General features: G+C 63.1%; 16 protein-coding genes. 5 read left to right on the top strand and 11 right to left on the bottom strand.

Annotated elements, in window-relative coordinates; all coding sequences use genetic code 11:
• The first annotated feature begins 38 nt into the window (after nucleotides 1-38).
• From MUU55_RS04205 to MUU55_RS04190, 4 genes are read left to right on the top strand one after another with little or no spacing between them, the layout of a single operon-like run.
• On the top strand, nucleotides 39-2,489 hold the full coding sequence (locus tag MUU55_RS04205) for a GcvT family protein (protein WP_244759497.1): 2,451 nt from the start codon (nucleotides 39-41) through the stop codon (nucleotides 2,487-2,489).
• Complete coding sequence (locus tag MUU55_RS04200; RefSeq protein ID WP_244759496.1) at nucleotides 2,486-4,933, top strand: GcvT family protein; 2,448 nt, start codon at nucleotides 2,486-2,488, stop codon at nucleotides 4,931-4,933. Before MUU55_RS04205 ends, MUU55_RS04200 begins: the two co-directional genes overlap by 4 nt.
• A complete protein-coding gene (locus tag MUU55_RS04195) occupies nucleotides 4,930-5,775 on the top strand; it encodes an isocitrate lyase/PEP mutase family protein (RefSeq protein WP_244759495.1) in 846 nt (281 codons plus the stop codon). The genes MUU55_RS04200 and MUU55_RS04195 overlap by 4 nt, the downstream gene beginning before the upstream one ends.
• Entirely contained in the window at nucleotides 5,768-7,309 is a 1,542-nt protein-coding gene (locus tag MUU55_RS04190) for a trimethylamine methyltransferase family protein (protein WP_244759494.1), read from the top strand. Before MUU55_RS04195 ends, MUU55_RS04190 begins: the two co-directional genes overlap by 8 nt.
• A gap of 60 nt (nucleotides 7,310-7,369) precedes the next feature.
• Here the strand turns inward: MUU55_RS04190 and MUU55_RS04185 are convergent, their stop codons facing one another.
• Nucleotides 7,370-7,816: an Lrp/AsnC family transcriptional regulator gene (locus tag MUU55_RS04185; RefSeq protein WP_244759493.1), complete on the bottom strand. Its 447-nt coding sequence runs from the start codon at nucleotides 7,814-7,816 to the stop codon at nucleotides 7,370-7,372.
• 109 nt (nucleotides 7,817-7,925) lie between these two features.
• Between MUU55_RS04185 and MUU55_RS04180 the strand changes: the two genes are divergently transcribed.
• The gene (locus MUU55_RS04180) at nucleotides 7,926-8,486 is read left to right on the top strand and encodes a cysteine hydrolase family protein (protein WP_244759492.1); all 561 of its coding nucleotides are present in this window, start codon (nucleotides 7,926-7,928) and stop codon (nucleotides 8,484-8,486) included.
• Here MUU55_RS04180 and MUU55_RS04175 read toward each other — a convergent pair.
• From MUU55_RS04175 to MUU55_RS04130, 10 genes are all read right to left on the bottom strand, one after another.
• On the bottom strand, nucleotides 8,483-8,998 hold the full coding sequence (locus MUU55_RS04175) for a hypothetical protein (protein ID WP_244759491.1): 516 nt from the start codon (nucleotides 8,996-8,998) through the stop codon (nucleotides 8,483-8,485). The genes MUU55_RS04180 and MUU55_RS04175 overlap by 4 nt on opposite strands.
• 59 nt (nucleotides 8,999-9,057) lie before the next feature.
• On the bottom strand, nucleotides 9,058-10,164 hold the full coding sequence (locus tag MUU55_RS04170; RefSeq protein ID WP_425314130.1) for an ABC transporter substrate-binding protein: 1,107 nt from the start codon (nucleotides 10,162-10,164) through the stop codon (nucleotides 9,058-9,060).
• Complete coding sequence (gene fhuF / locus MUU55_RS04165) at nucleotides 10,161-10,823, bottom strand: siderophore-iron reductase FhuF (protein ID WP_244759489.1); 663 nt, start codon at nucleotides 10,821-10,823, stop codon at nucleotides 10,161-10,163. Before fhuF ends, MUU55_RS04170 begins: the two co-directional genes overlap by 4 nt.
• A 100-nt stretch (nucleotides 10,824-10,923) precedes the next feature.
• The gene (locus MUU55_RS04160; RefSeq protein ID WP_244759488.1) at nucleotides 10,924-13,101 is read right to left on the bottom strand and encodes a TonB-dependent siderophore receptor; all 2,178 of its coding nucleotides are present in this window, start codon (nucleotides 13,099-13,101) and stop codon (nucleotides 10,924-10,926) included.
• 141 nt (nucleotides 13,102-13,242) lie between these two features.
• Nucleotides 13,243-13,416 carry a DUF1328 domain-containing protein gene (locus MUU55_RS04155; RefSeq protein WP_244759866.1) on the bottom strand — a complete coding sequence of 58 codons (174 nt, stop codon included), beginning with the start codon at nucleotides 13,414-13,416 and terminating at the stop codon, nucleotides 13,243-13,245.
• A gap of 107 nt (nucleotides 13,417-13,523) precedes the next feature.
• A complete protein-coding gene (locus MUU55_RS04150) occupies nucleotides 13,524-14,951 on the bottom strand; it encodes a gamma-aminobutyraldehyde dehydrogenase (protein WP_244759487.1) in 1,428 nt (475 codons plus the stop codon).
• Nucleotides 14,952-14,973: 22 nt separating this feature from the next.
• Nucleotides 14,974-15,789: an ABC transporter permease gene (locus MUU55_RS04145; protein WP_244759486.1), complete on the bottom strand. Its 816-nt coding sequence runs from the start codon at nucleotides 15,787-15,789 to the stop codon at nucleotides 14,974-14,976.
• Complete coding sequence (locus MUU55_RS04140) at nucleotides 15,779-16,393, bottom strand: hypothetical protein (RefSeq protein WP_244759485.1); 615 nt, start codon at nucleotides 16,391-16,393, stop codon at nucleotides 15,779-15,781. Before MUU55_RS04140 ends, MUU55_RS04145 begins: the two co-directional genes overlap by 11 nt.
• Nucleotides 16,383-17,333, bottom strand: coding sequence for an ABC transporter permease (locus MUU55_RS04135; RefSeq protein ID WP_244759484.1), 951 nt, complete (start codon nucleotides 17,331-17,333; stop codon nucleotides 16,383-16,385). The genes MUU55_RS04140 and MUU55_RS04135 overlap by 11 nt, the downstream gene beginning before the upstream one ends.
• The gene (locus tag MUU55_RS04130) at nucleotides 17,330-18,325 is read right to left on the bottom strand and encodes an ABC transporter ATP-binding protein (RefSeq protein WP_244759483.1); all 996 of its coding nucleotides are present in this window, start codon (nucleotides 18,323-18,325) and stop codon (nucleotides 17,330-17,332) included. Before MUU55_RS04130 ends, MUU55_RS04135 begins: the two co-directional genes overlap by 4 nt.
• Between the last annotated feature and the right edge of the window lie 66 nt (nucleotides 18,326-18,391).

The raw sequence follows: 18,391 nt of genomic DNA, 5'->3' as shown, positions 1-18,391 counted from the left end.
TTGATTGCCACAAATCCTGGGCAACCAAGGGGAAGAGAATGTCCGTACTGCCAAGCCATGCCCGTGTCGTCATCATCGGCGGAGGCGCCGTGGGCGCGTCGGCGCTCTATCATCTGGCCAAGGCCGGATGGACGGATTGCGTGCTGCTCGAAAAGAACGAGCTGACGGCAGGCTCCACCTGGCATGCCGCCGGCAACGTGCCGACTTTCTCGTCTTCCTGGTCTCTCATGAACATGCAGCGCTATTCGGCGTCGCTGTATCGCGATCTCGGCGATCTCGTCGATTACCCCATGAACTACCACGTCACCGGCTCGATCCGCCTTGGCCATTCGAAGGAGCGGTTGCAGGAGTTCAAGCGCGTCGTCGGCATGGGCCGCTATCAGGGCATGGACCTCGATATCCTCTCGCCCGACGAGATGCGCTCGAAATACCCCTTCCTCGAAACCCATGACCTGACCGGCGCGCTCTACGATCCCTATGACGGCGATATCGACCCCGCGCAGCTGACCCAGGCGCTCGCCAAGGGCGCGCGCGACATGGGCGCGAAAATCTTCCGTTTCTGCCCGGCGACCGGCGCGCGCCGCGAGGGCGAGGAATGGGTGATTTCCACGCCGCAGGGCGAGATCCGCTGCGAGAAGGTGGTCAATGCCGCCGGCTACTATGCCCGCGAGGTCGGCAAATGGTTCGGCCGCGAGGTGCCGATGATGGTGATGAGCCATCAGTACATGTTGTTCGAGGAAATCCCCGAACTGGCAGCCTGGTCGCGCGAGGCCGGCCACAAGCTGCCGCTGCTGCGCGACGTCGACAGCTCCTACTACCTCCGTCAGGAAAAGACGGGCATGAATCTCGGCCCCTATGAGCGCAATTGCAAGGCGCATTGGGTGACGCCAGACGATCCGATGCCGGACGATTTCTCCTTCCAGCTCTTCCCTGACGATCTCGACCGTCTCGAATGGTATCTGAACGATGCCGTCGAGCGCGTGCCGATCCTCGGCACGGCCGGCCTGTCGCGCATGATTAACGGTCCCATCCCCTATGCGCCGGATGGTAACCCGCTCATCGGTCCGATGCCCGGTGTGCCGAATGCCTATGAAGCCTGCGTCTTCACCTTCGGCATCTGTCAGGCGGGTGGTGCCGGCAAGGTGCTGGCCGAATGGGTGACGGAAGGTGAGACGGAATGGGACATGTGGTCCTGCGATCCGCGCCGCTACACGTCCTTTGCCGCCGACAAGGACTATTGCGTCGCCAAGGGCATGGAAATCTACGGCCACGAATATGCCATGCATTTCCCCAAATACGCCTGGCCGGCCGGCCGCGACCAGAAGCACTCGCCGATCCATGATCGCATCAAGGCGCTCGGTGCGCAGTTCAAGCCCTATAATGGCTGGGAGCGCGCCAACTGGTATGCCGCGCCGGGCGATGACCTTTCGGAACAATCGACCCAGACCTGGAACCGTGAGGGTCCCTGGCGGCCGCGTATCGAGGCGGAGTGCCGCGCCGTCACCGAGGCCGCCGGCATTCTCGATCTTCCCGGCTTCTCGCGCTTCCGCGTGAAAGGAGAGGGGGCGACGGCGTGGCTGTCCTCGCTCATCACCGGCAAGGTGCCGAAGCCCGGCCGCATCGGCCTTGCCTATTTCTCCGACGACAAGGGCCGCATCGTCACGGAAATGTCGGTCATGATGCTGGACGAGGATTTCTTCTTCCTCATCACCGCCGCGACGGCGCAGTGGCATGATTTCGAGTGGCTGCAAAAGCATCTGCCCAAGGGCGCTGCCTTCACCATCGACGACGTGACGGAAAGCTTCTCCTGCCAGATCTTGTCCGGTCCGAATTCCCGCGCCATTCTCGCCGATGTCACCGATGCCGACCTCTCCAAGGGCTGGCTGACGCATCAGAGCTGCCAGATCGCCGGCCGCTGGTGCCAGCTGGTGCGCGTCTCCTTTGCCGGTGAACTCGGCTGGGAAATCCACACGAAGATCGAGGACACTCCCGCGATTTTCGACGCCGTCTGGGCCGCGGGCCAGAAACATGGCCTGAAACCCTTCGGCATGGAAGCGCTGGACAGCCTGCGCATTGAGAAGGGCTATCGCGCCTGGAAGGGCGATCTCTCGACCGACTACACGATCCTGCAAGGCGGTCTCGATCGCTTCGTCGATTGGGCCAAGCCCGATTTCAAGGGCAAGGCGGCACTGGAGCGGGAAAAGCAGCAGGGCGTCACCAAGCGCTTCGTGACGCTGACGGTGGAGGCCGGTGACTGCGATGCGCCCTACATGTCGACGCTCTGGCATGGCGGCAAGGTGGTCGGTGAGACGACCTCCGGCAACTGGGGCTACCGCACCGGAAAATCCATCGCGCTCGGCATGCTGAAGGCCGATCTCGCCGTGCCGGGCACGGAAATCGAGGTGGAAATCTACGGCGACCGTTTCAAGGCGGTGGTCCAGCCCGACGGCCCGCTCTTCGACCCCAACAATGAAAGACTGCGCGCATGAGCAAGCCCATTCCCTCCAAGGCCAGAGCCGTCATCATCGGCGGCGGTGTCTCCGGCTGTTCGGTCGCCTATCATCTGGCCAAGCTCGGCTGGACGGATGTGGTGCTTCTGGAGCGCAAGCAGCTGACGTCGGGCACGACGTGGCATGCAGCCGGCCTTATCGGTCAGCTGCGCGCCTCGCAGAACATGACGCGGCTCGCCAAATATTCCGCCGATCTCTACACCAAGCTCGAAGCGGAGACCGGTATCGGCACGGGCATGCGCCAGTGCGGCTCGATGACCGTGGCGCTGACGGAAGAGCGCAAGGAAGAGATCTACCGTCAGGCCTCGCTCGCCCGTGCCTTCGATGTCGATGTGCGCGAAATCAGTGTCGACGAGGTGAAGGCGATGTATCCGCACCTCAACACGGCGGATGTGAAGGCGGCCGTGCATCTGCCGCTCGACGGCCAGTGCGATCCGGCGAACATCGCGATGGCCTTGGCCAAGGGCGCGCGGCAGAACGACGCGACTGTCATCGAGAACGTTAAGGTCACCTCCGTCGTCACCAAGGAGGGCCGCGTAACGGGCGTGATCTGCGAGCAGAATGGCGAGACCTTTACCATCGAGACGGAGAATGTCGTCAACGCCGCCGGCATGTGGGGCCGTACGCTGGCCGATATGTCGGGTGTCACGCTGCCGCTGCATGCCTGCGAGCATTTTTACATCGTCACCGAGCCGATCCCGAACCTCCAGCGCCTGCCGGTGCTGCGCGTCCCGGATGAGTGCACCTATTACAAGGAGGATGCCGGCAAGATGCTGATCGGCGCCTTCGAGCTGAAGGCCAAACCCTGGGGCATGGACGGCATTTCGGAGGATTTCTGCTTCGACCAGCTGCCGGAGGATTTCGATCACTTCCAGCCGATCCTCGAAAACGCCATCAACCGCATGCCGATGCTGGAAACGGCAGGCATCCACACCTTCTTCAACGGTCCGGAAAGCTTCACGCCCGACGACCGCTACTATCTCGGCGAAGCGCCGCAGTTGAAGGGTTACTGGGTCGCTGCCGGCTACAACTCCATCGGCATCGTCTCCTCCGGCGGCGCGGGCATGGCGCTGGCGCAATGGATGAACGACGGCGAGGCGCCGTTCGATCTCTGGGAGGTCGATATCCGCCGCGCCCAGCCGTTCCAGCGCAACCGCAGCTATCTGAAGGACCGTGTCTCCGAAACCCTCGGCCTGCTCTATGCCGACCATTTCCCCTATCGCCAGATGGCGACGGCGCGCGGCGTGCGCCGTTCGCCGCTGCACGAGCACCTGAAGGCACGCGGTGCGGTGTTCGGCGAAGTCGCCGGCTGGGAGCGCGCCAACTGGTTCGCCAAAGAGGGGCAGGAGCGGGAATACCGCTATTCCTGGAAGCGGCAGAACTGGTTCGAGAACCAGAAGGCAGAGCACCTCGCCGTGCGGGGCGGCGTCGGCCTGTTCGACATGACCTCCTTCGGCAAGATCCGCGTGGAGGGCCGCGATGCGCTGGCCTTCCTGCAAAAGCTCTGCGCCAACCAGATGGACGTCGCGCCCGGCAAGATCGTTTACACCCAGATGCTCAATGCGCGCGGTGGCATCGAGAGCGATCTGACGGTGACGCGCCTCTCGGAGACGGCGTTCTTTCTCGTCGTGCCCGGCGCGACCTTGCAGCGTGACCTTGCCTGGTTGCGCAAGCACCTCAAGGACGAGTTCGTCGTCATCACCGATGTGACGGCGGCCGAAAGCGTGCTCTGCGTCATGGGGCCGAAGGCGCGCGACCTCATGCAGAAGGTCAGTCCGAACGATTTTTCCAATGCCGCGCATCCCTTCGCCTCGGCACGGGAGATCGAGATCGGCATGGGCCTCGCCCGTGCACATCGCGTCACCTATGTCGGTGAGCTCGGCTGGGAACTTTACGTTTCCACTGACCAGACGGCCCATGTCTTCGAGGCACTGGAGGAAGCCGGTGCCGATGTCGGCCTGAAGCTCTGCGGCCTCCATACGCTCGACTCGTGCCGCCTCGAAAAGGCTTTCCGCCATTTCGGCCATGATATCACCGACGAGGACCATGTGCTGGAAGCCGGCCTCGGGTTTGCCGTGCGCACCAAGAAGGGCGATTTCATCGGCCGCGATGCGGTGCTGCGCAAGGAGGAAGAGGGGCTGAAGCGCCGGATGGTGCAGTTCAGGCTCACCGATGCCGAGCCGCTGCTCTTCCACAACGAGGCGCTGGTGCGCGACGGCAAGATCGTCTCGACCATCACGTCGGGCAACTACGGCCACTTCCTCGGTGGCGCCATCGGAATGGGCTATGTGCCTTGCGAGGGTGAGAGCGAGGCGGATGTGCTGGCCTCGAGCTACGAGGTCGAGATCGCCGGCACGCGGGTGAAGGCGGAAGCCTCGCTCATGCCGATGTATGATCCGAAATCGGAAAGGGTGCGGGCATGACCGGGCTTGCCGAACGCCATCAGCGGTTTCACGACCTACACCAGTCGGGTTGCTTCGTCATCCCGAACCCCTGGGATCTCGGTTCCGCCCGCATGATGGCGGCGTCGGGCGCCGTAGCGCTCGCCACCACGTCGGCGGGCTTTGCCTTCACGCTCGGCCGGCCGGATATGGGCCGCGTGACGCGGGAAGAATCGCTCAAGCATGCCGAAGAGATCGTGCGCGCCACGCCGCTTCCCGTCTCGGGCGATTTCGAGAACGGCTTTGCCGATGCGCCCGACGATGTTGCCGAGACGATCCGGCTTGCTGCGGAAGTGGGCCTGTCCGGCTGCTCGATCGAGGACACGCAGATGGTGGACGGCAATCCGGCCTATGCGTTCGACCTTGCCGTCGAGCGCATCCGCGCCGCCGTCGATGCCGCCCGCTCACTTGGCCGCCCCTTTATTCTCTGCGCCCGTGCCGATGGCGTGATGAACGGCGTCTACGATCTCGATGAGGCGATCCGCCGTATCCAGGCCTTCGAAAAGGCCGGTGCCGATCTCGTCTATGTGCCGGTGCCGCCGGGTGAGGCGGAGCTGCGCCGCGTCGTGCAATCGGTGTCGACGCCGGTCAATGCGCTTGCTGCCGGGCCGCTGAGGCAACTCACCGTGCCTCAACTCGCCGCCATCGGCGTGCGCCGGATTTCACTCGGCTCGATGATCGCCCGCGTCACCCACGCGGCCATCGCCGAACAGATGGATGCCATCGTCAAGGATGGCAGCTTTGCCAAACTGTCCGCCGCCGCGTCGGGGGATCTCATCAACAGGATGCTTGCCGCTGGTGCGGGGGAGACGGATCATGAGTGAAGCAGCAGCCTTGTCCTCCCGCCGCGCTGGCGGCCGCGCCGCCCGCGTCGCCATGCGTGCCGCGCCGCTTGCGGAAAACGTTCGCCCGATCCGTCCAGGCCTGCCCGGCGGCCAGTACCGGCCGCTGACGGACGCGAATGTGCGCCGCATCCACGAGGCGGCGCTGGATGCCCTGGAAAATATCGGCCTCGCCAATGCGCCGAAATCCGGCATCGAGATCATGACCCGCGCCGGCGCCATACTCGGCGAGGACGGGCGCCTGCGCTTCCCGCGTGCGCTGGTGGAGGATATGCTGGCTGTCGCGGCGCGGGATATCACGCTGCACGGCCGCGATCCGAAATACGACCTCGAATTGTCGGGCACCCGCGTCTATTACGGCACAGCGGGTGCAGCGGTGCATATCGTCGATGTCGAGAAGCGGGAATACCGCGAATCGACCGCGAAGGATCTCTTCAACGCCGCCCAGCTCGTCCACCATCTCGACAACATCCACTTCTTCCAGCGTGCGATGGTCTGCCGCGACGTGGCCGACAATTTCCTGATGGACATCAACACGCTCTATGGCTGCTGCGCCGGCACGTCCAAACATGTCGGCACCAGCTTCTCCGATCCCTCGCATGTCGAAGGCTGCTTCGATCTCATCCACATGATGGCGGGCGGCGAGGACAAGTGGCGGGCGCGGCCCTTCGTGTCGAACTCCAATTGCTTCGTCGTGCCGCCAATGAAGTTTGCCGAAGAGAGCTGCATCACCATGGAGGCCTGCATCCGGGCCGGCATGCCGATCCTGCTGCTTTCGGCAGGGCAGGCGGGCGCGACGGCGCCGGCGCCGCTCGCCACGGCCATCGTGCAGGCCGTCGCGGAGTGCTTGGCGGGCGTCGTCTATGTCAACGCCATGGCGCCCGGCCATCCGGCGATCTTCGGCACCTGGCCCTTCGTCTCGGACCTCAGAACCGGCGCCATGTCCGGCGGCTCGGGCGAGCAGGCGCTGCTGACGGCCGGCTGCGCGCAGATGCACCAGTTCTACGGTCTGCCGGGTGGTGCGGCCGCCGGTATCGCGGATAGTAAGCTGCCGGACATGCAGGCCGGCTGGGAGCAGGCGATCTCCAACGTCATGGCCGGCCTGTCCGGCCTCAACATGGTCTATGAAGCGGTCGGCATGCATGCTTCGCTGCTCGGCTTCTGCTTGGAAAGCCTCGTACTGGGCGACGACCTGCTCGGCCAGGTCCAGCGCTGCGTGCGCGGCATCGACGTCACCGAGGATTCCGTCTCGCTGGAGACCATGCGCTCCGTCTGCCTCGATGGCCCTGGTCACTATCTCGGCGATCCGCAGACGCTGTCGCTGATGCAGACGGAATATGTCTATCCCGCCGTCGCCGACCGCACGAGCCCGAAGGAATGGGCCGAGATCGGTCGCCCGGACCTCGTGCAGAAGGCTATCGAGCGCAAGAACCGCATCCTCTCTGAAGCCGGCGGCCCGCTCTTCGACTTCGCGACGGACCAGGCGGTGCGCGAAAAATTCAGGATTTATTTCTGAGCGGATGGATGAGCGCTCTCGTGTGTTGATTCACGGAAGCGCTCCATCTCCTTGTTTTGTCTACCCTGCGCGACGGTCGAAATGGGTGCGCAGCGAGACATGCGTCTGCACGCTCGCGATACCCGGCGTCGTCGCGATCTGACGGCGCACCGTGTCGAGCTCGGCATTGGATGTGCATTCGACGAGCAGCATCAGATCCGTCGGCCCGGCGAGCGACCAGCAGGTCACGACATTGGGAATACCGGTAAGGTGCGGCACGACATGATCACAGTTGCGGCCCTGCTGGAAACCGACGGCGATCAGCGCCTCCACGCCGGCCCGGTCCCTGTCGATACCGAGCTTCACCGTATAGCCGGCGATGACACCTTTCGCCTCCAGCCGCCGGACGCGCTCGTGCACGGCGCTGCGCGAAAGGCCGGTGTGGCGGGCAAGCTCCACAAGGCTCTGGCGGGCATCGGCGCGAAGTGCGGCGATGAGCAATCTGTCCTTCTCATCAAGCTCGTTCATCCGGAATAATCTCCTTTTGCCGGACGATCGTCCGGCATTCCGTCTCCTTGCTGCGCGAAACCGGACGGAAAAGCAACTATTCGTCGGATATCGCTTCAAGGAGAAACCGATGCCGACCCTACCGCACAATGCCGTCCTGATCCCGATCGACATGCAACAGGCTTTCGATGCTGCGCCCTGGGCGCCGCGCTGGAACGATCGGCTGGACGAGAATGGCCTTTCGCTTCTCGCCGCCTGGCGTGATGCCGGCCGACCAGTCATCCATGTCTGTCACGACAGCACGGAGCCTAATTCCACGCTCCGCCGTGAAAACCCTGGCAACGCGCTGCGTCCCGGCTTCGAGCCGCAGGCTGACGAGCCGCTGGTGCGCAAAAGCGTCAACGCGGCCTTCATCGGTACGGATCTCGATCTGCGTCTGCGCCGTCTCGGCGTCGATACGGTTGTGCTCTTCGGTATCTCGACGGATATGTGCGTATCGACCAGCGTGCGCGTCGGCGCCAATCTGGGCTACCAGGTGTTTCTCATCGAGGATGCCTGTGACTGCTTCGATCTGCCGGATGGCAATGGTGGGACGATTGCGGCGCGCGATGTCCATCGTGCCCATGTCGCGACGCTGCGGCACGAATTCGCGACCGTGCTGACCACGGCCGACGCTGTCGCCAGCCTCTAGCGCCGGACGGCACGTATCTCGCGGACCCCATAGTCGAACCTCGGAGCCGTAAGGGGGGTGAGGTCGATGCCGGGGAAGACGGCGAAGGTCGAGATGTCGGCGCTTTCGTTCGGCAGGACGCGCGAGACGATGAGCGCGTCGTCGCGTCCCACCTCGCGGCAGGTACCGTCAGGGCAATCGGACAGAACGACATCCAGCCGGAAAGACTGCATTGGCACGGTGCCGCCGTTCGTCACCTGTCCGGTGATGCGGAAGCTGGTTCGCGTCTGTCCGGCGACCGCCTGCATTTCGGAGAGCGTGACGACGTCGGCGGAAAGTGCCGATGTTTCCACTTCCGGCATGACGGGCGTGTCCGAGGGGGCGCGGTCTTCCATGAACCAGATCAGCAGGGCCGCCGCAAGGCCGATGGCCACCACGATGGTGAGGACGGGTTCGACCCAGCTCTGAAAACGCCGGAAGCGCAGTGCGAGATAAAGAATGGCCGCCGCCGCAACCGCAAATGCCCAGATCATTCAGGTCCTCCTGGGCATGATATAGCGTGCGCAGCGGGCCGCCGAAAGGGCAGGCCGGTTCAATTCGGCTTGAGCGCGATCCAATAGGCGCCGTCAAAGGGAACGGCGGCGAAGCGCTCGTTGATTTCCTTCAGCGTCGCATCGGGATCGACATCGGCGAAGATGTCCGGGCGCAGCCAGTGGGCGAAGGCTTCGGCGGCGAGAATGTTGAGCGGCACGGCGTTGAAGAAGTTCCAGAGACCATAGACGCGCTCTTCCTTCACGGCCTTGAGGCTTGACAGCAGCGGGCCTTTCACGGCGCGGCCGAGCGTCTCGCGCGCCTCGGCGGGATCGACGCCGGGGCCGACGGAGAAGGTGCTGTATGTGCCGCCCGGCGAGGCCGTCGCGATATAGACGTCCGGCTCGGCGGCGACGATGAATTCCAGATTGACGATGCCGCCCTGTGCCGGCAGGCTTTCGGCGATGTTGCGGCTGCCGGTGATGGCGATGAAGGCGCCGAGGCCGCCGGTGCCATAGGCATAGCAGCATTTTTCCGGGTTCGGGAAGGCGTCCATCAGTACGCTCGGGCCGGGCTCCGGATGTTCTGCCACGCGGTCGCGGATGCGCTTGACGCGGTCATCGTAGAAATCGGCGAAGGCATTGGCCTGTTCCTCGCGGTTCAAAACCTTGCCGAGCAGGCGCATGTTGCCGGCGGTGTTGTTCAGCGCGTCGCTGTTGAAATCCACCACGACGACGGGAACGCCGGTCTGTTCGAGATAGCCGATCGCCTGTTTGCCGAGTTCGGTATCGGCCTGCCAGTTGGCGAGAATGGCAAGGTCGGCCTTCAGCGACAGGGTTGCCTCGAAGGACATGGTGATGCCGTCGCCGATGATCGGCACCTGCTCGATGGCAGGAAACTTGTCCTTGAAGCGGGCATAGATTTCGGGGTTGTCGCCCTTCATGTCGCTGGCCCAGCCGGCAAGCAGGCTAACCGGGTCGGGATGGATCAGCGACAGCGCCACCAGATTGAAACCGCTGCCGAGCAGGATCGCCTTCGGCTGCGCAGGGATGGTGACCTCGCGTCCGAGCGCGTCCGTGACGGTCAGCGGATACTGGACCTCGGCGCGCAGTGGCAGAGCGGCAAGCAGCAGGAAGACGGCGATGGAGGCGAGAAGGCGCATGATCATTGCTTTCTGAGTTCGGGCAGGGCGCACAGCTCGCCGCAGCCGGGAATGCCTGGCAGCATGTAGCGCAGGCAGCAGACCTTTCGGCGACATTGCGTCGTGCCGGCGTCCAGCTCGTGGCGCAGGCATCCGTGGAAAGGGTTGCGGCTGCCGTCGGCCAGCAACGGACAATCGAACAGTGGGCGCGACGGCCACGGATCGTCGCCTTCGGGCGGCGCACGGTCGGTCACGTTGAAGGCGTAGTCGATATAGACGGCCGCATTGTTCCAGGCGAGTTTCGGCGCAATGCCGGACTTTTCCTTGAGGAGTGCCACAGTGCGGGCAAGGTGGCAATCGACCAGGGGAGTGACGAAGCGGACGAGATCGTCGCCGTCGCTCCATTCGCCTTCATGCGGCAGGCCGAAGGCGCGTGGCAGGCCGTCTTCGCCAATCGCAATGGTCATATCGTCGAAGGCGACGGGCAGAGCCCGTTCCGCCCGGCGGGCGACGATATAGGGGATGGTCAGGGTGGAAAAGTAGTAGAGCGACCAGAAGGAAGCGGCCGCGCGCCGGTCCGCCTTGCCGTAGCTTGCGGCGAAGCGCTCAAGCGTGTCGGAAAAACCGTCTCCCGCCAGGAACTCGCCGAGCGGCATGGCACCCTCGAGATCCGATGAGAGCATCATCTTCTCGCCGCACCACGCATGCTCGCCGGAAAAGACCGCCCTCAGGCCTTCCGGCCTGAAAGCGGTCCCGCGATCCTCTGGGGAAAGCGTCGTCAAGGGCTCACCACGAATATTTCAGGCTGCCGATCACCGTGCGGCCCTGGTCGCGATAGCAATAGCCGGCCGAGCAAACGGAGTCCTGCCGGTTGAACAGGTTCGTCGCATTGACTTGCAGCTTGAGGCCTTCGTAGTCCTTGTCGATTGCCGAGAAATCGAAATCGATCGAGGCGTCGACGAGTGCCCGTGCGCTGTTCTTCGTCGTGTTGTAGTCGCTGCCGTAGCTGGAGCCGAGGAAACGCACGCCCGCGCCGATGCCGAGGCCGGCCAGGGGGCCATCCTCCGGCAGGTCGTAGTGCGCCCAGAGCGAGGCCATGTGGTTGGGTACGGAAGAAACCTCGTTTCCGACCGTACCGGTCGGCCCATCCAGGATTTCCGTTTTTGTGTAGGTGTAGGAAGCGATAAGCGACAGGCCGTTGTCCAGCGAGGTGTTGGCTTCGAACTCGAAGCCGCGCGAGCGGATTTCGCCGCGCTGTACCTGCGCATTGGTGACGGTGCCGTCGTCGAGTTCAACGACTTCGTAATACAGGCTGTTCTTCTGATCGATGTTGAAAAGAGCGGCGGTCAGAAGCGTGTTGCTGTCGGGCAGGAGGTACTTCACACCAACTTCCTGCTGTTTGCTCTCCGTCGGCTTGAACGGGTCGCGCGTTTCGATGTCCACGCCGCCATTCGGGAAGAAGGCGGTCGAGTAGCTGGCGTAGGGGGTGATCCCCCACGGGGTTTCATAGCTCACGCCGATGCGCCCGGTGAACGCGCGGTCATCCTGCTTGGTCGTGCCAACGGCGCCGGATGCGAGGTCGGTGTCATCGGTATCCGTCGATACCCAATCGTAGCGACCGCCGAGGGTCACGGTCAGCGCATCGTAGCGGATCTGATCCTGCATATAGAGACCGGTCACGAGCTGATCCTGCACGGTCTTGGTCTGGAAGGCGATCGGGCCGACCGGGCGGCCTACCGTGGGATTGTTGGTATCGATCGGCGGCGTGGAGCCATAACCGTTGAGCGATTTCCAATAGACCTTGGTGATGTCGATGCCGGTGAGCAATGTGTGTTCGAAAGCTCCGGTCTCGAATTTCGCTTCAAGCTGGTTGTCTATCGTATAGGTATCCAGCCATTCTTCATAGGTGCCGGCGGTGCCTTCCAGCAGGGTGGGATCCGTCGCGTTCCGCTCGGAAGCGAAGGCCCAGTCGGCGTCGATGTTCAGCCAGGAGGCGCGGGCATTCTGACGGAACACGAAGACGTCGTTCAAGCGATGTTCGAACTCGTAGCCGATGCGGCCCTGGTTCTGGACGGCGTCGTTGAACGCTGGATTGCCCGCGAAGATGTCGGTGACCTTATTGGCGACGCCATCGAAGAAATAGGCGGCCGTGCCGCCGGTCTCGGTTCGGGAATATTCGCCGAGGATGGTCAACTTCGTGTCCTCGTCCGGCTTCCAGGTAATGGCCGGCGCAATGTAGGCCCGGTTGTCGGGAACCCCGACCTGTTCCGTGTCGGAGTCGCGGAGCAAACCGGTCAGGCGATAGTAGATCGGGTCTTCCTCGTTGATCGGGCCGGAGAGATCGAACTGGCCCTGATAGCGGTCATGACTTCCGTATTGCACCTCCACCTCGCGCATCGCCTCTTCCGTCGGGCGCTTGCTGATGAGGTTGTACAGACCGCCGGCACCGGCGGGGCCGTAAAGGGCCGAGGAGGGGCCGCGCAGGATCGATACGCCTTCGAGGCCGTATGGCTCGGTCTTGAAAAGCGAAGAGCCGAAGCCGGGCTGGCGCAGGTTGTCGCGGAACACGCTGGAATAGGTCACGTCAAAGCCGCGCAGCGTGAAGCTGTCAAAGCGTGGGTCGAAACCGTAGCCCCCGACGCGGGTACCGGGCGTATAGGCGATCGTCTCGAGCAGTGTCTGCGGGTTGCGGTCTTCGAGCTGGTCCTTGGTGACCGAGGAGATCGACTGGGGCGTCTGGACGAAAGGCGTGTCCGTCTTCGCGCCCGTCGCGCTGCTCTTGCCGACATAGCCATCGGCAGTGATGACGCCGCCGCTGCCGCCGTTGACCACGACCTCTTCGAGAACGGTCGCGCCGTTGTCGGCAGTCGCCGCCTGATCCTGTGCAGAGGCCATGGTGGCCAGCGTCAGGAGGGAGGTTCCGGCGAGCGCCAGCCGAAGCAGCGTGCGGGTGCGGTTTTGCATGCGGGTCACTTTCTGATGGGACGATCTATAAGATGACCGTTTTTATCAGGATTCCGTGCGCCGCAACAAATTATATGACTAAAATGGTCATGATTTAGCCACTGTTGCGTGAGTGCAACAGTGGCTGGGGATGGATTGCACTCAGAAGACGAGGCTGCCTGCGGTCAATGCAAGCACAAGGAAAATCAGGAAGATGATGAGTGCGATCGCGAAAAGCACCTTGGCGATGGTGGCCGTGGCGGCGGAAACGCCGGAGAAGCCGAGGAAGCCGGTGATCAGCGAAATAACGAGAAAAATCAGTGCCCATTTCAGCATGGCGATGCCTCCGATGTAGTCGCAGACAAGACGCGTGACGGGCAAAAAAGTTCCGGGACGCGGAGGACGTCCCGGAAGGTGGCCGCGCGCTTGGGCGGCGGGGAGGATCAGCCGTGATTGATCATGACGTGGCGCACGGCGGTGTAGTCCTCGAGCGCATAGATCGACATGTCCTTTCCATAGCCCGACTGTTTGACACCGCCATGCGGCATTTCGGTGGTGAGCATGAAATGCGTGTTGATCCAGGTGCAGCCGTATTGCAGGCGTGACGCGGCCTTCATCGCCTTGCCGATATCCTTCGTCCAGACGGAGGAGGCGAGGCCGTAGTCGCTGTCATTGGCCCAGGAGATTGCCTGCTCGGCCTCTGAGAAGCGTGTGACGGAAACGACGGGACCGAACACTTCGCGGCGCACGATCTCGTCGTCCTGCGTCGCACCCGCCACGACAGTCGGCTGGAAGAAGTAACCCTCGTCGCTGCCGGTGCGGCCACCGGCGGTGATCTCGATGTGCTTCACTTCCGCTGCGCGCTCGACGAAGCTCGCGACACGGTCGCGCTGGCGCTTGGAGATCAGCGGGCCGATCTCGTTCAGCGTGTCGTCGGGATCGTTGTACTTGATGGTGGAGACGGCGGCGGAGAGGTCGGCGACGAGCTTTTCGTAGATGCCGTCCTGCGCGTAGATGCGGCAGGCGGCGGTGCAGTCCTGGCCGGCATTGTAATAGCCGAAGGCGCGAATGCCGGCGACGACGGCTTCGAGATCGGCATCGTCGAAGACGACGACCGGGGCCTTGCCGCCGAGTTCCAGATGCGTGCGCTTGACGGTTTTCGCCGCGGCGGCGAGCACCTTCTTGCCGGTTGCGACGTCGCCGGTGATCGAGACCATGTTGATCTTCGGATGGTTGATCAGCGCGTTGCCGACCGTCTCGCCGCGGCCGAGCACGATGTTGACCACGCCTTCGGGAAGAATGTCGGCGAGCAGCTTCGCCATCTTCAGCGCCGTCAGCGGCGTCTGTTCGGAGGGCTTGAAGACGACGGTGTTGCCGCCGGCAATGGCGGGCGCCAGCTTCCAGGCCATCATCATCAGCGGATAGTTCCAGGGCGCGATCGAGCCGACGATACCGATCGGGTCGCGGCGCACCATGGAGGTGAAGCCGGGCAGGTATTCGGCGGCAACGGGGGCATTGAGCGAGCGGATGGCGCCGGCGAAAAAGCGCCAGCAGTCGACGATGGCCGGCAGCTCGTCATTGCGGGCGGAATTGATCGGCTTGCCGCAGTTGAGCGATTCGAGTGCTGCGAAGGCGTCGGCGTCCTTCTCGATGGCATCGGCGATGCGCAGCAGGTAGCCGGAGCGTTCGGCGGGCGTGGTCGTCGCCCAGGAGACGAAGGCCTTTTCGGCGGCGTCGACGGCGGCGTCGATCTGGCTGTAGGACGCCTCGGGCAGATCGACGATCTTGCCGCCGGTCTTCGGGTTGAGGATGTGCTCTTCCGCCTCGGTGCCGGCTTCGAAACGCGCGCCGATCAGCATCTGGGTGTCCATGGACGTTCTCCCTATCGTTGGTTCATTTGCCCCCGCCGGCGACCTGGTCGCCGTCGCGGGTGAGGTAGTAGGCGCCGAGGATCGGCAGGAAGGTGACGAGCACGACGATCATGGCGACGACATTCGTCACCGGCCGCTGGCGCGGGCGCACGAGCTCTTCCAGCATCCAGATCGGCAGGGTCGATTGCTGGCCGGCGGTGAAGGTGGTGACGATCACCTCGTCGAAGGACAGCGCGAAGGCGAGCATGCCGCCGGCCAGCAGAGCCGTGCCGATATTCGGCAGGATGATGTAGCGGAAGGTCTGGAAACTGTCGGCGCCGAGGTCCATCGACGCCTCGATCAGCGAACCCGAGATCCGGCGGAAGCGGGCGACCGCATTGTTATAGACGACCACGACGCAGAAGGTCGCGTGACCGAGCACGATAGTCCAGAAGGAGAAGGGGATTTCTGCAAAGGAAAAGGCCGAGCGCAGCGCGATGCCGGTGATGATGCCGGGAAGCGCGATGGGCAGGATGACCAGAAGCGAGACCGTCTCCCGGCCGAAGAATTTCGTGCGGCTGACGGCGGCGGCGCAGAGCGTGCCCAGCACCAGTGCGACGGCCGTCGAGATCGAGGCGACGCGAACCGAAAGGCCCATCGCTTCCCAGACATCCGGCCGGTTCCAGGCAACGGCGAACCATTGCAGCGTGTAGCCCGGCGGCGGGAACTGGTAGCTCTTCTCCTCCGTGGTGAAGGCATAGAGGAAGATGAGCAGGATCGGCAGGTGCAGGAAGGCGAGGCCGAGACCGGCGGCGACCTTCAGACCGAGCGGTGCGGAGGCGTTTCTATCAGAGCGCATTTTTCTCCCACCCCACGTTTGGATTGTCGTCTGAAAGTGCGTCTTCTTGCTCCTTTAGATATCGCTCAATCACCTTCGAAATATCACCCTCAGTTGGAAGCGGGATTTCGAAACGAAGGCACATTTGCTCGAACCTCGGTTTTAGATCCTCTTCAAGGGACATTGCCTTTCTTCTCACTTCGCGGATCTTCTCCAGAAGTAGCCAGCAACCATCCTCACTCGAGAAAAATCCGGCTTCCTCCCTCATGAAATGGTGAGCAAAGTAATCGCGGAGAGTTTTTGCTTCTTTGAGCTTGTCCGCTAGTGAAGAGAATTCCTGAATCTCGATGGCGTATCGAACGAGATTGCCAAAAGTGCATGCAACTGCTTTTGCCTCTGCTGCATCAAAGGCTTGTTCCCATTCAGATTTTTTTCTTACTTCACCTGCCGCAAATTTTTGCCCGACAGTTGAGAAGACTATGATGTTAATGAGCGAATGCTCGATCAAGGCGAACTTGAAAAAAGCCAACCCGAAGTGGGCATAGACCTCCTTCGGCAGGATAACGTTCTTCGCTGCAAGCTCGGGAAATTCATCAAGAAGTGCAGCGCGAATATCAGAGCGCATCGAAGGCCCCCTGTCGCTTGGCCATCCAGAGATAGAGGCCCATGATGACGATCGGCACGACGGTGAAAGCGGCGGCAAGCGGGATGTTGCCGGCCGTGCCCTGCTGGGCATAGACGGCCTGGCCGATGAACAGCCTGGACGAGCCGATGATCTGCGGAATGATGTAGTCACCCAAAGTCAGCGAGAAGGTGAAGATCGAGCCGGCGATGATGCCGGGAAGCGCCAGCGGGAACAGCACGAAGCGGAAGGTCTGCGCCGGGTTGCCGCCGAGGTCTGCCGAGGCCTCGATCAGATTGCCGGGCACGCGCTCCAGCGAGGCCTGGATCGGCAGGATCATGAAGGGCATCCAGACATAGATGAAGACGATGAACGTGCCGGTGTAGCTGATCGACAGCGAGGAACCGCCGACGACGGGGAGCGACAGCCAGGCCTCCAGCAGCCACAGAAGGTTCAGCTTCGCCAGGAACCAGGTGAGGATGCCTTCCTTGGCGAGGATCAGCTTCCAGGCATAGATCTTGACGAGGTAGCTCGACCACAGCGGCAGCATGACGCCGAGATAGAAGATGACCTTCCATTTTCCTTTGGCATAACGCGCTGCGTAATAGGCGATGGGGAAGGCGATGACGGCGGAGGCGAGCGTTACCAGCGCGGCCATGAGGACCGTTCTGAGGATGATGTCGAAGTTCGATGGGATCAACAGCTGCTTGTATGTGGCGAGCGTGAATTCGTAGTTGATCAGCCCGGAAAAGTCGTCGATCGAGAAGAAACTCTGCAACAGCAGGGCGAAGAGCGAACCGAGATAGATGACGCCGAGCCAGAGCAGCGGCGGCGTCAGCATCAGGAGCAGCAGGATCCTCGGGTTGCGCCAGAAGAAATCGGATAGTCGCCCGGACGGTCCGGTTCTGCCGGCGAGGATGGATGTGTCGGTGACGATGCTCATTGGGCGCCGTCCATCGTGTGCAGGTCCTGCGGCAGGAAAGAGAGGGTGACCATGTCGCCCTGCGCGGGAACGGCGACGGAAGCCGGCAGCATGGCGGCGATACGCGCGCCGTTCGTCTCGACCGTCACGCGGTTGGCAGCGCCGAGGAAGCTTGCGGCCGTCACGCGGCCGGAGAACGGCTTGCGGCCGGGGCCGTCACCAAGCCCGATCGCCTCGGGGCGTAGGCTGGCATAGTGTTTGCCGAAGCCAAGTTGCTCCACGAAGTCCGGCGGAAGCACGTTGGAGGAGCCGACGAAATCCGCGACGAAGCGCGTCTGCGGCCGCTTGTAGACCTCTTCCGGCGTGCCGAGCTGCTGGATCTTGCCGTCGCTGAACACGGCGATGCGGTCCGCCATCGACAGCGCCTCGCCCTGATCATGCGTGACGAAGACGAAGGTGATGCCGAGCGACTTCTGCAGCGATTTCAGCTCTTCCTGCATCTGCTCGCGCAGCTTCAGGTCCAATGCACCGAGCGGTTCGTCGAGGAGGAGCACGCGGGGGCGGTTGACGAGGGCGCGGGCGAGCGCCACGCGCTGGCGTTGGCCGCCGGAAAGCTGGCCGGGGCGGCGCGCACCGTAGCCAGGCAACTTCACCATAGCGAGCGCTTCTTCCGCTGCCTTCAGCCGCTCCGCCTTGCCCACGCCCTTGACCATCAGGCCATAGGCGACATTCTCGAGGATCGAGAGATGCGGGAAGAGGGCGTAGTCCTGAAACACCGTGTTGACGTTGCGTCTGTAGGGCGGCACGCCTTCCGCCGTCTCGCCGAATATCTCGATATGGCCGCCGGTGGGTTGTTCGAAACCCGCCATCAGGCGAAGGCAGGTCGTCTTGCCGGAGCCGGATGGACCGAGCATCGCGAAGAACTCGCCCTCGGCGATGGCGAGATCCACGCTGTCGACGGCGCGCACGGCGCCGAAGTGGCGGGATACTTGCTGGAACAGGACGGCGGTCATGGGGGCTCCCGGTGTTGTGCGATTTGCCCCGCATCCGCTCGCCGGCTTCTTTTCGGAAAGGAAGAC

It is taken from the genome of Shinella curvata (assembly GCF_022899935.1).
Classification (GTDB): domain Bacteria; phylum Pseudomonadota; class Alphaproteobacteria; order Rhizobiales; family Rhizobiaceae; genus Shinella; species Shinella curvata.
Note: the sequence above shows the minus strand (reverse complement) of the source record. Positions and strands in the feature narration are given on the sequence as shown.

What these genes read in the sequence shown, in the direction of transcription:
- MUU55_RS04205 (WP_244759497.1), top strand. Translation starts at nt 39, where the DNA reads ATGTCCGTACTGCCAAGCCATGCCCGTGTCGTCATCATCGGCGGAGGC.
- MUU55_RS04200 (WP_244759496.1), top strand. Translation starts at nt 2,486, where the DNA reads ATGAGCAAGCCCATTCCCTCCAAGGCCAGAGCCGTCATCATCGGCGGC.
- MUU55_RS04195 (WP_244759495.1), top strand. Translation starts at nt 4,930, where the DNA reads ATGACCGGGCTTGCCGAACGCCATCAGCGGTTTCACGACCTACACCAG.
- MUU55_RS04190 (WP_244759494.1), top strand. Translation starts at nt 5,768, where the DNA reads ATGAGTGAAGCAGCAGCCTTGTCCTCCCGCCGCGCTGGCGGCCGCGCC.
- MUU55_RS04185 (WP_244759493.1), bottom strand. Translation starts at nt 7,816, where the DNA reads ATGAACGAGCTTGATGAGAAGGACAGATTGCTCATCGCCGCACTTCGC.
- MUU55_RS04180 (WP_244759492.1), top strand. Translation starts at nt 7,926, where the DNA reads ATGCCGACCCTACCGCACAATGCCGTCCTGATCCCGATCGACATGCAA.
- MUU55_RS04175 (WP_244759491.1), bottom strand. Translation starts at nt 8,998, where the DNA reads ATGATCTGGGCATTTGCGGTTGCGGCGGCGGCCATTCTTTATCTCGCA.
- MUU55_RS04170 (WP_425314130.1), bottom strand. Translation starts at nt 10,164, where the DNA reads ATGATCATGCGCCTTCTCGCCTCCATCGCCGTCTTCCTGCTGCTTGCC.
- fhuF (WP_244759489.1), bottom strand. Translation starts at nt 10,823, where the DNA reads ATGATGCTCTCATCGGATCTCGAGGGTGCCATGCCGCTCGGCGAGTTC.
- MUU55_RS04160 (WP_244759488.1), bottom strand. Translation starts at nt 13,101, where the DNA reads ATGCAAAACCGCACCCGCACGCTGCTTCGGCTGGCGCTCGCCGGAACC.
- MUU55_RS04155 (WP_244759866.1), bottom strand. Translation starts at nt 13,416, where the DNA reads ATGCTGAAATGGGCACTGATTTTTCTCGTTATTTCGCTGATCACCGGC.
- MUU55_RS04150 (WP_244759487.1), bottom strand. Translation starts at nt 14,951, where the DNA reads ATGGACACCCAGATGCTGATCGGCGCGCGTTTCGAAGCCGGCACCGAG.
- MUU55_RS04145 (WP_244759486.1), bottom strand. Translation starts at nt 15,789, where the DNA reads ATGCGCTCTGATAGAAACGCCTCCGCACCGCTCGGTCTGAAGGTCGCC.
- MUU55_RS04140 (WP_244759485.1), bottom strand. Translation starts at nt 16,393, where the DNA reads ATGCGCTCTGATATTCGCGCTGCACTTCTTGATGAATTTCCCGAGCTT.
- MUU55_RS04135 (WP_244759484.1), bottom strand. Translation starts at nt 17,333, where the DNA reads ATGAGCATCGTCACCGACACATCCATCCTCGCCGGCAGAACCGGACCG.
- MUU55_RS04130 (WP_244759483.1), bottom strand. Translation starts at nt 18,325, where the DNA reads ATGACCGCCGTCCTGTTCCAGCAAGTATCCCGCCACTTCGGCGCCGTG.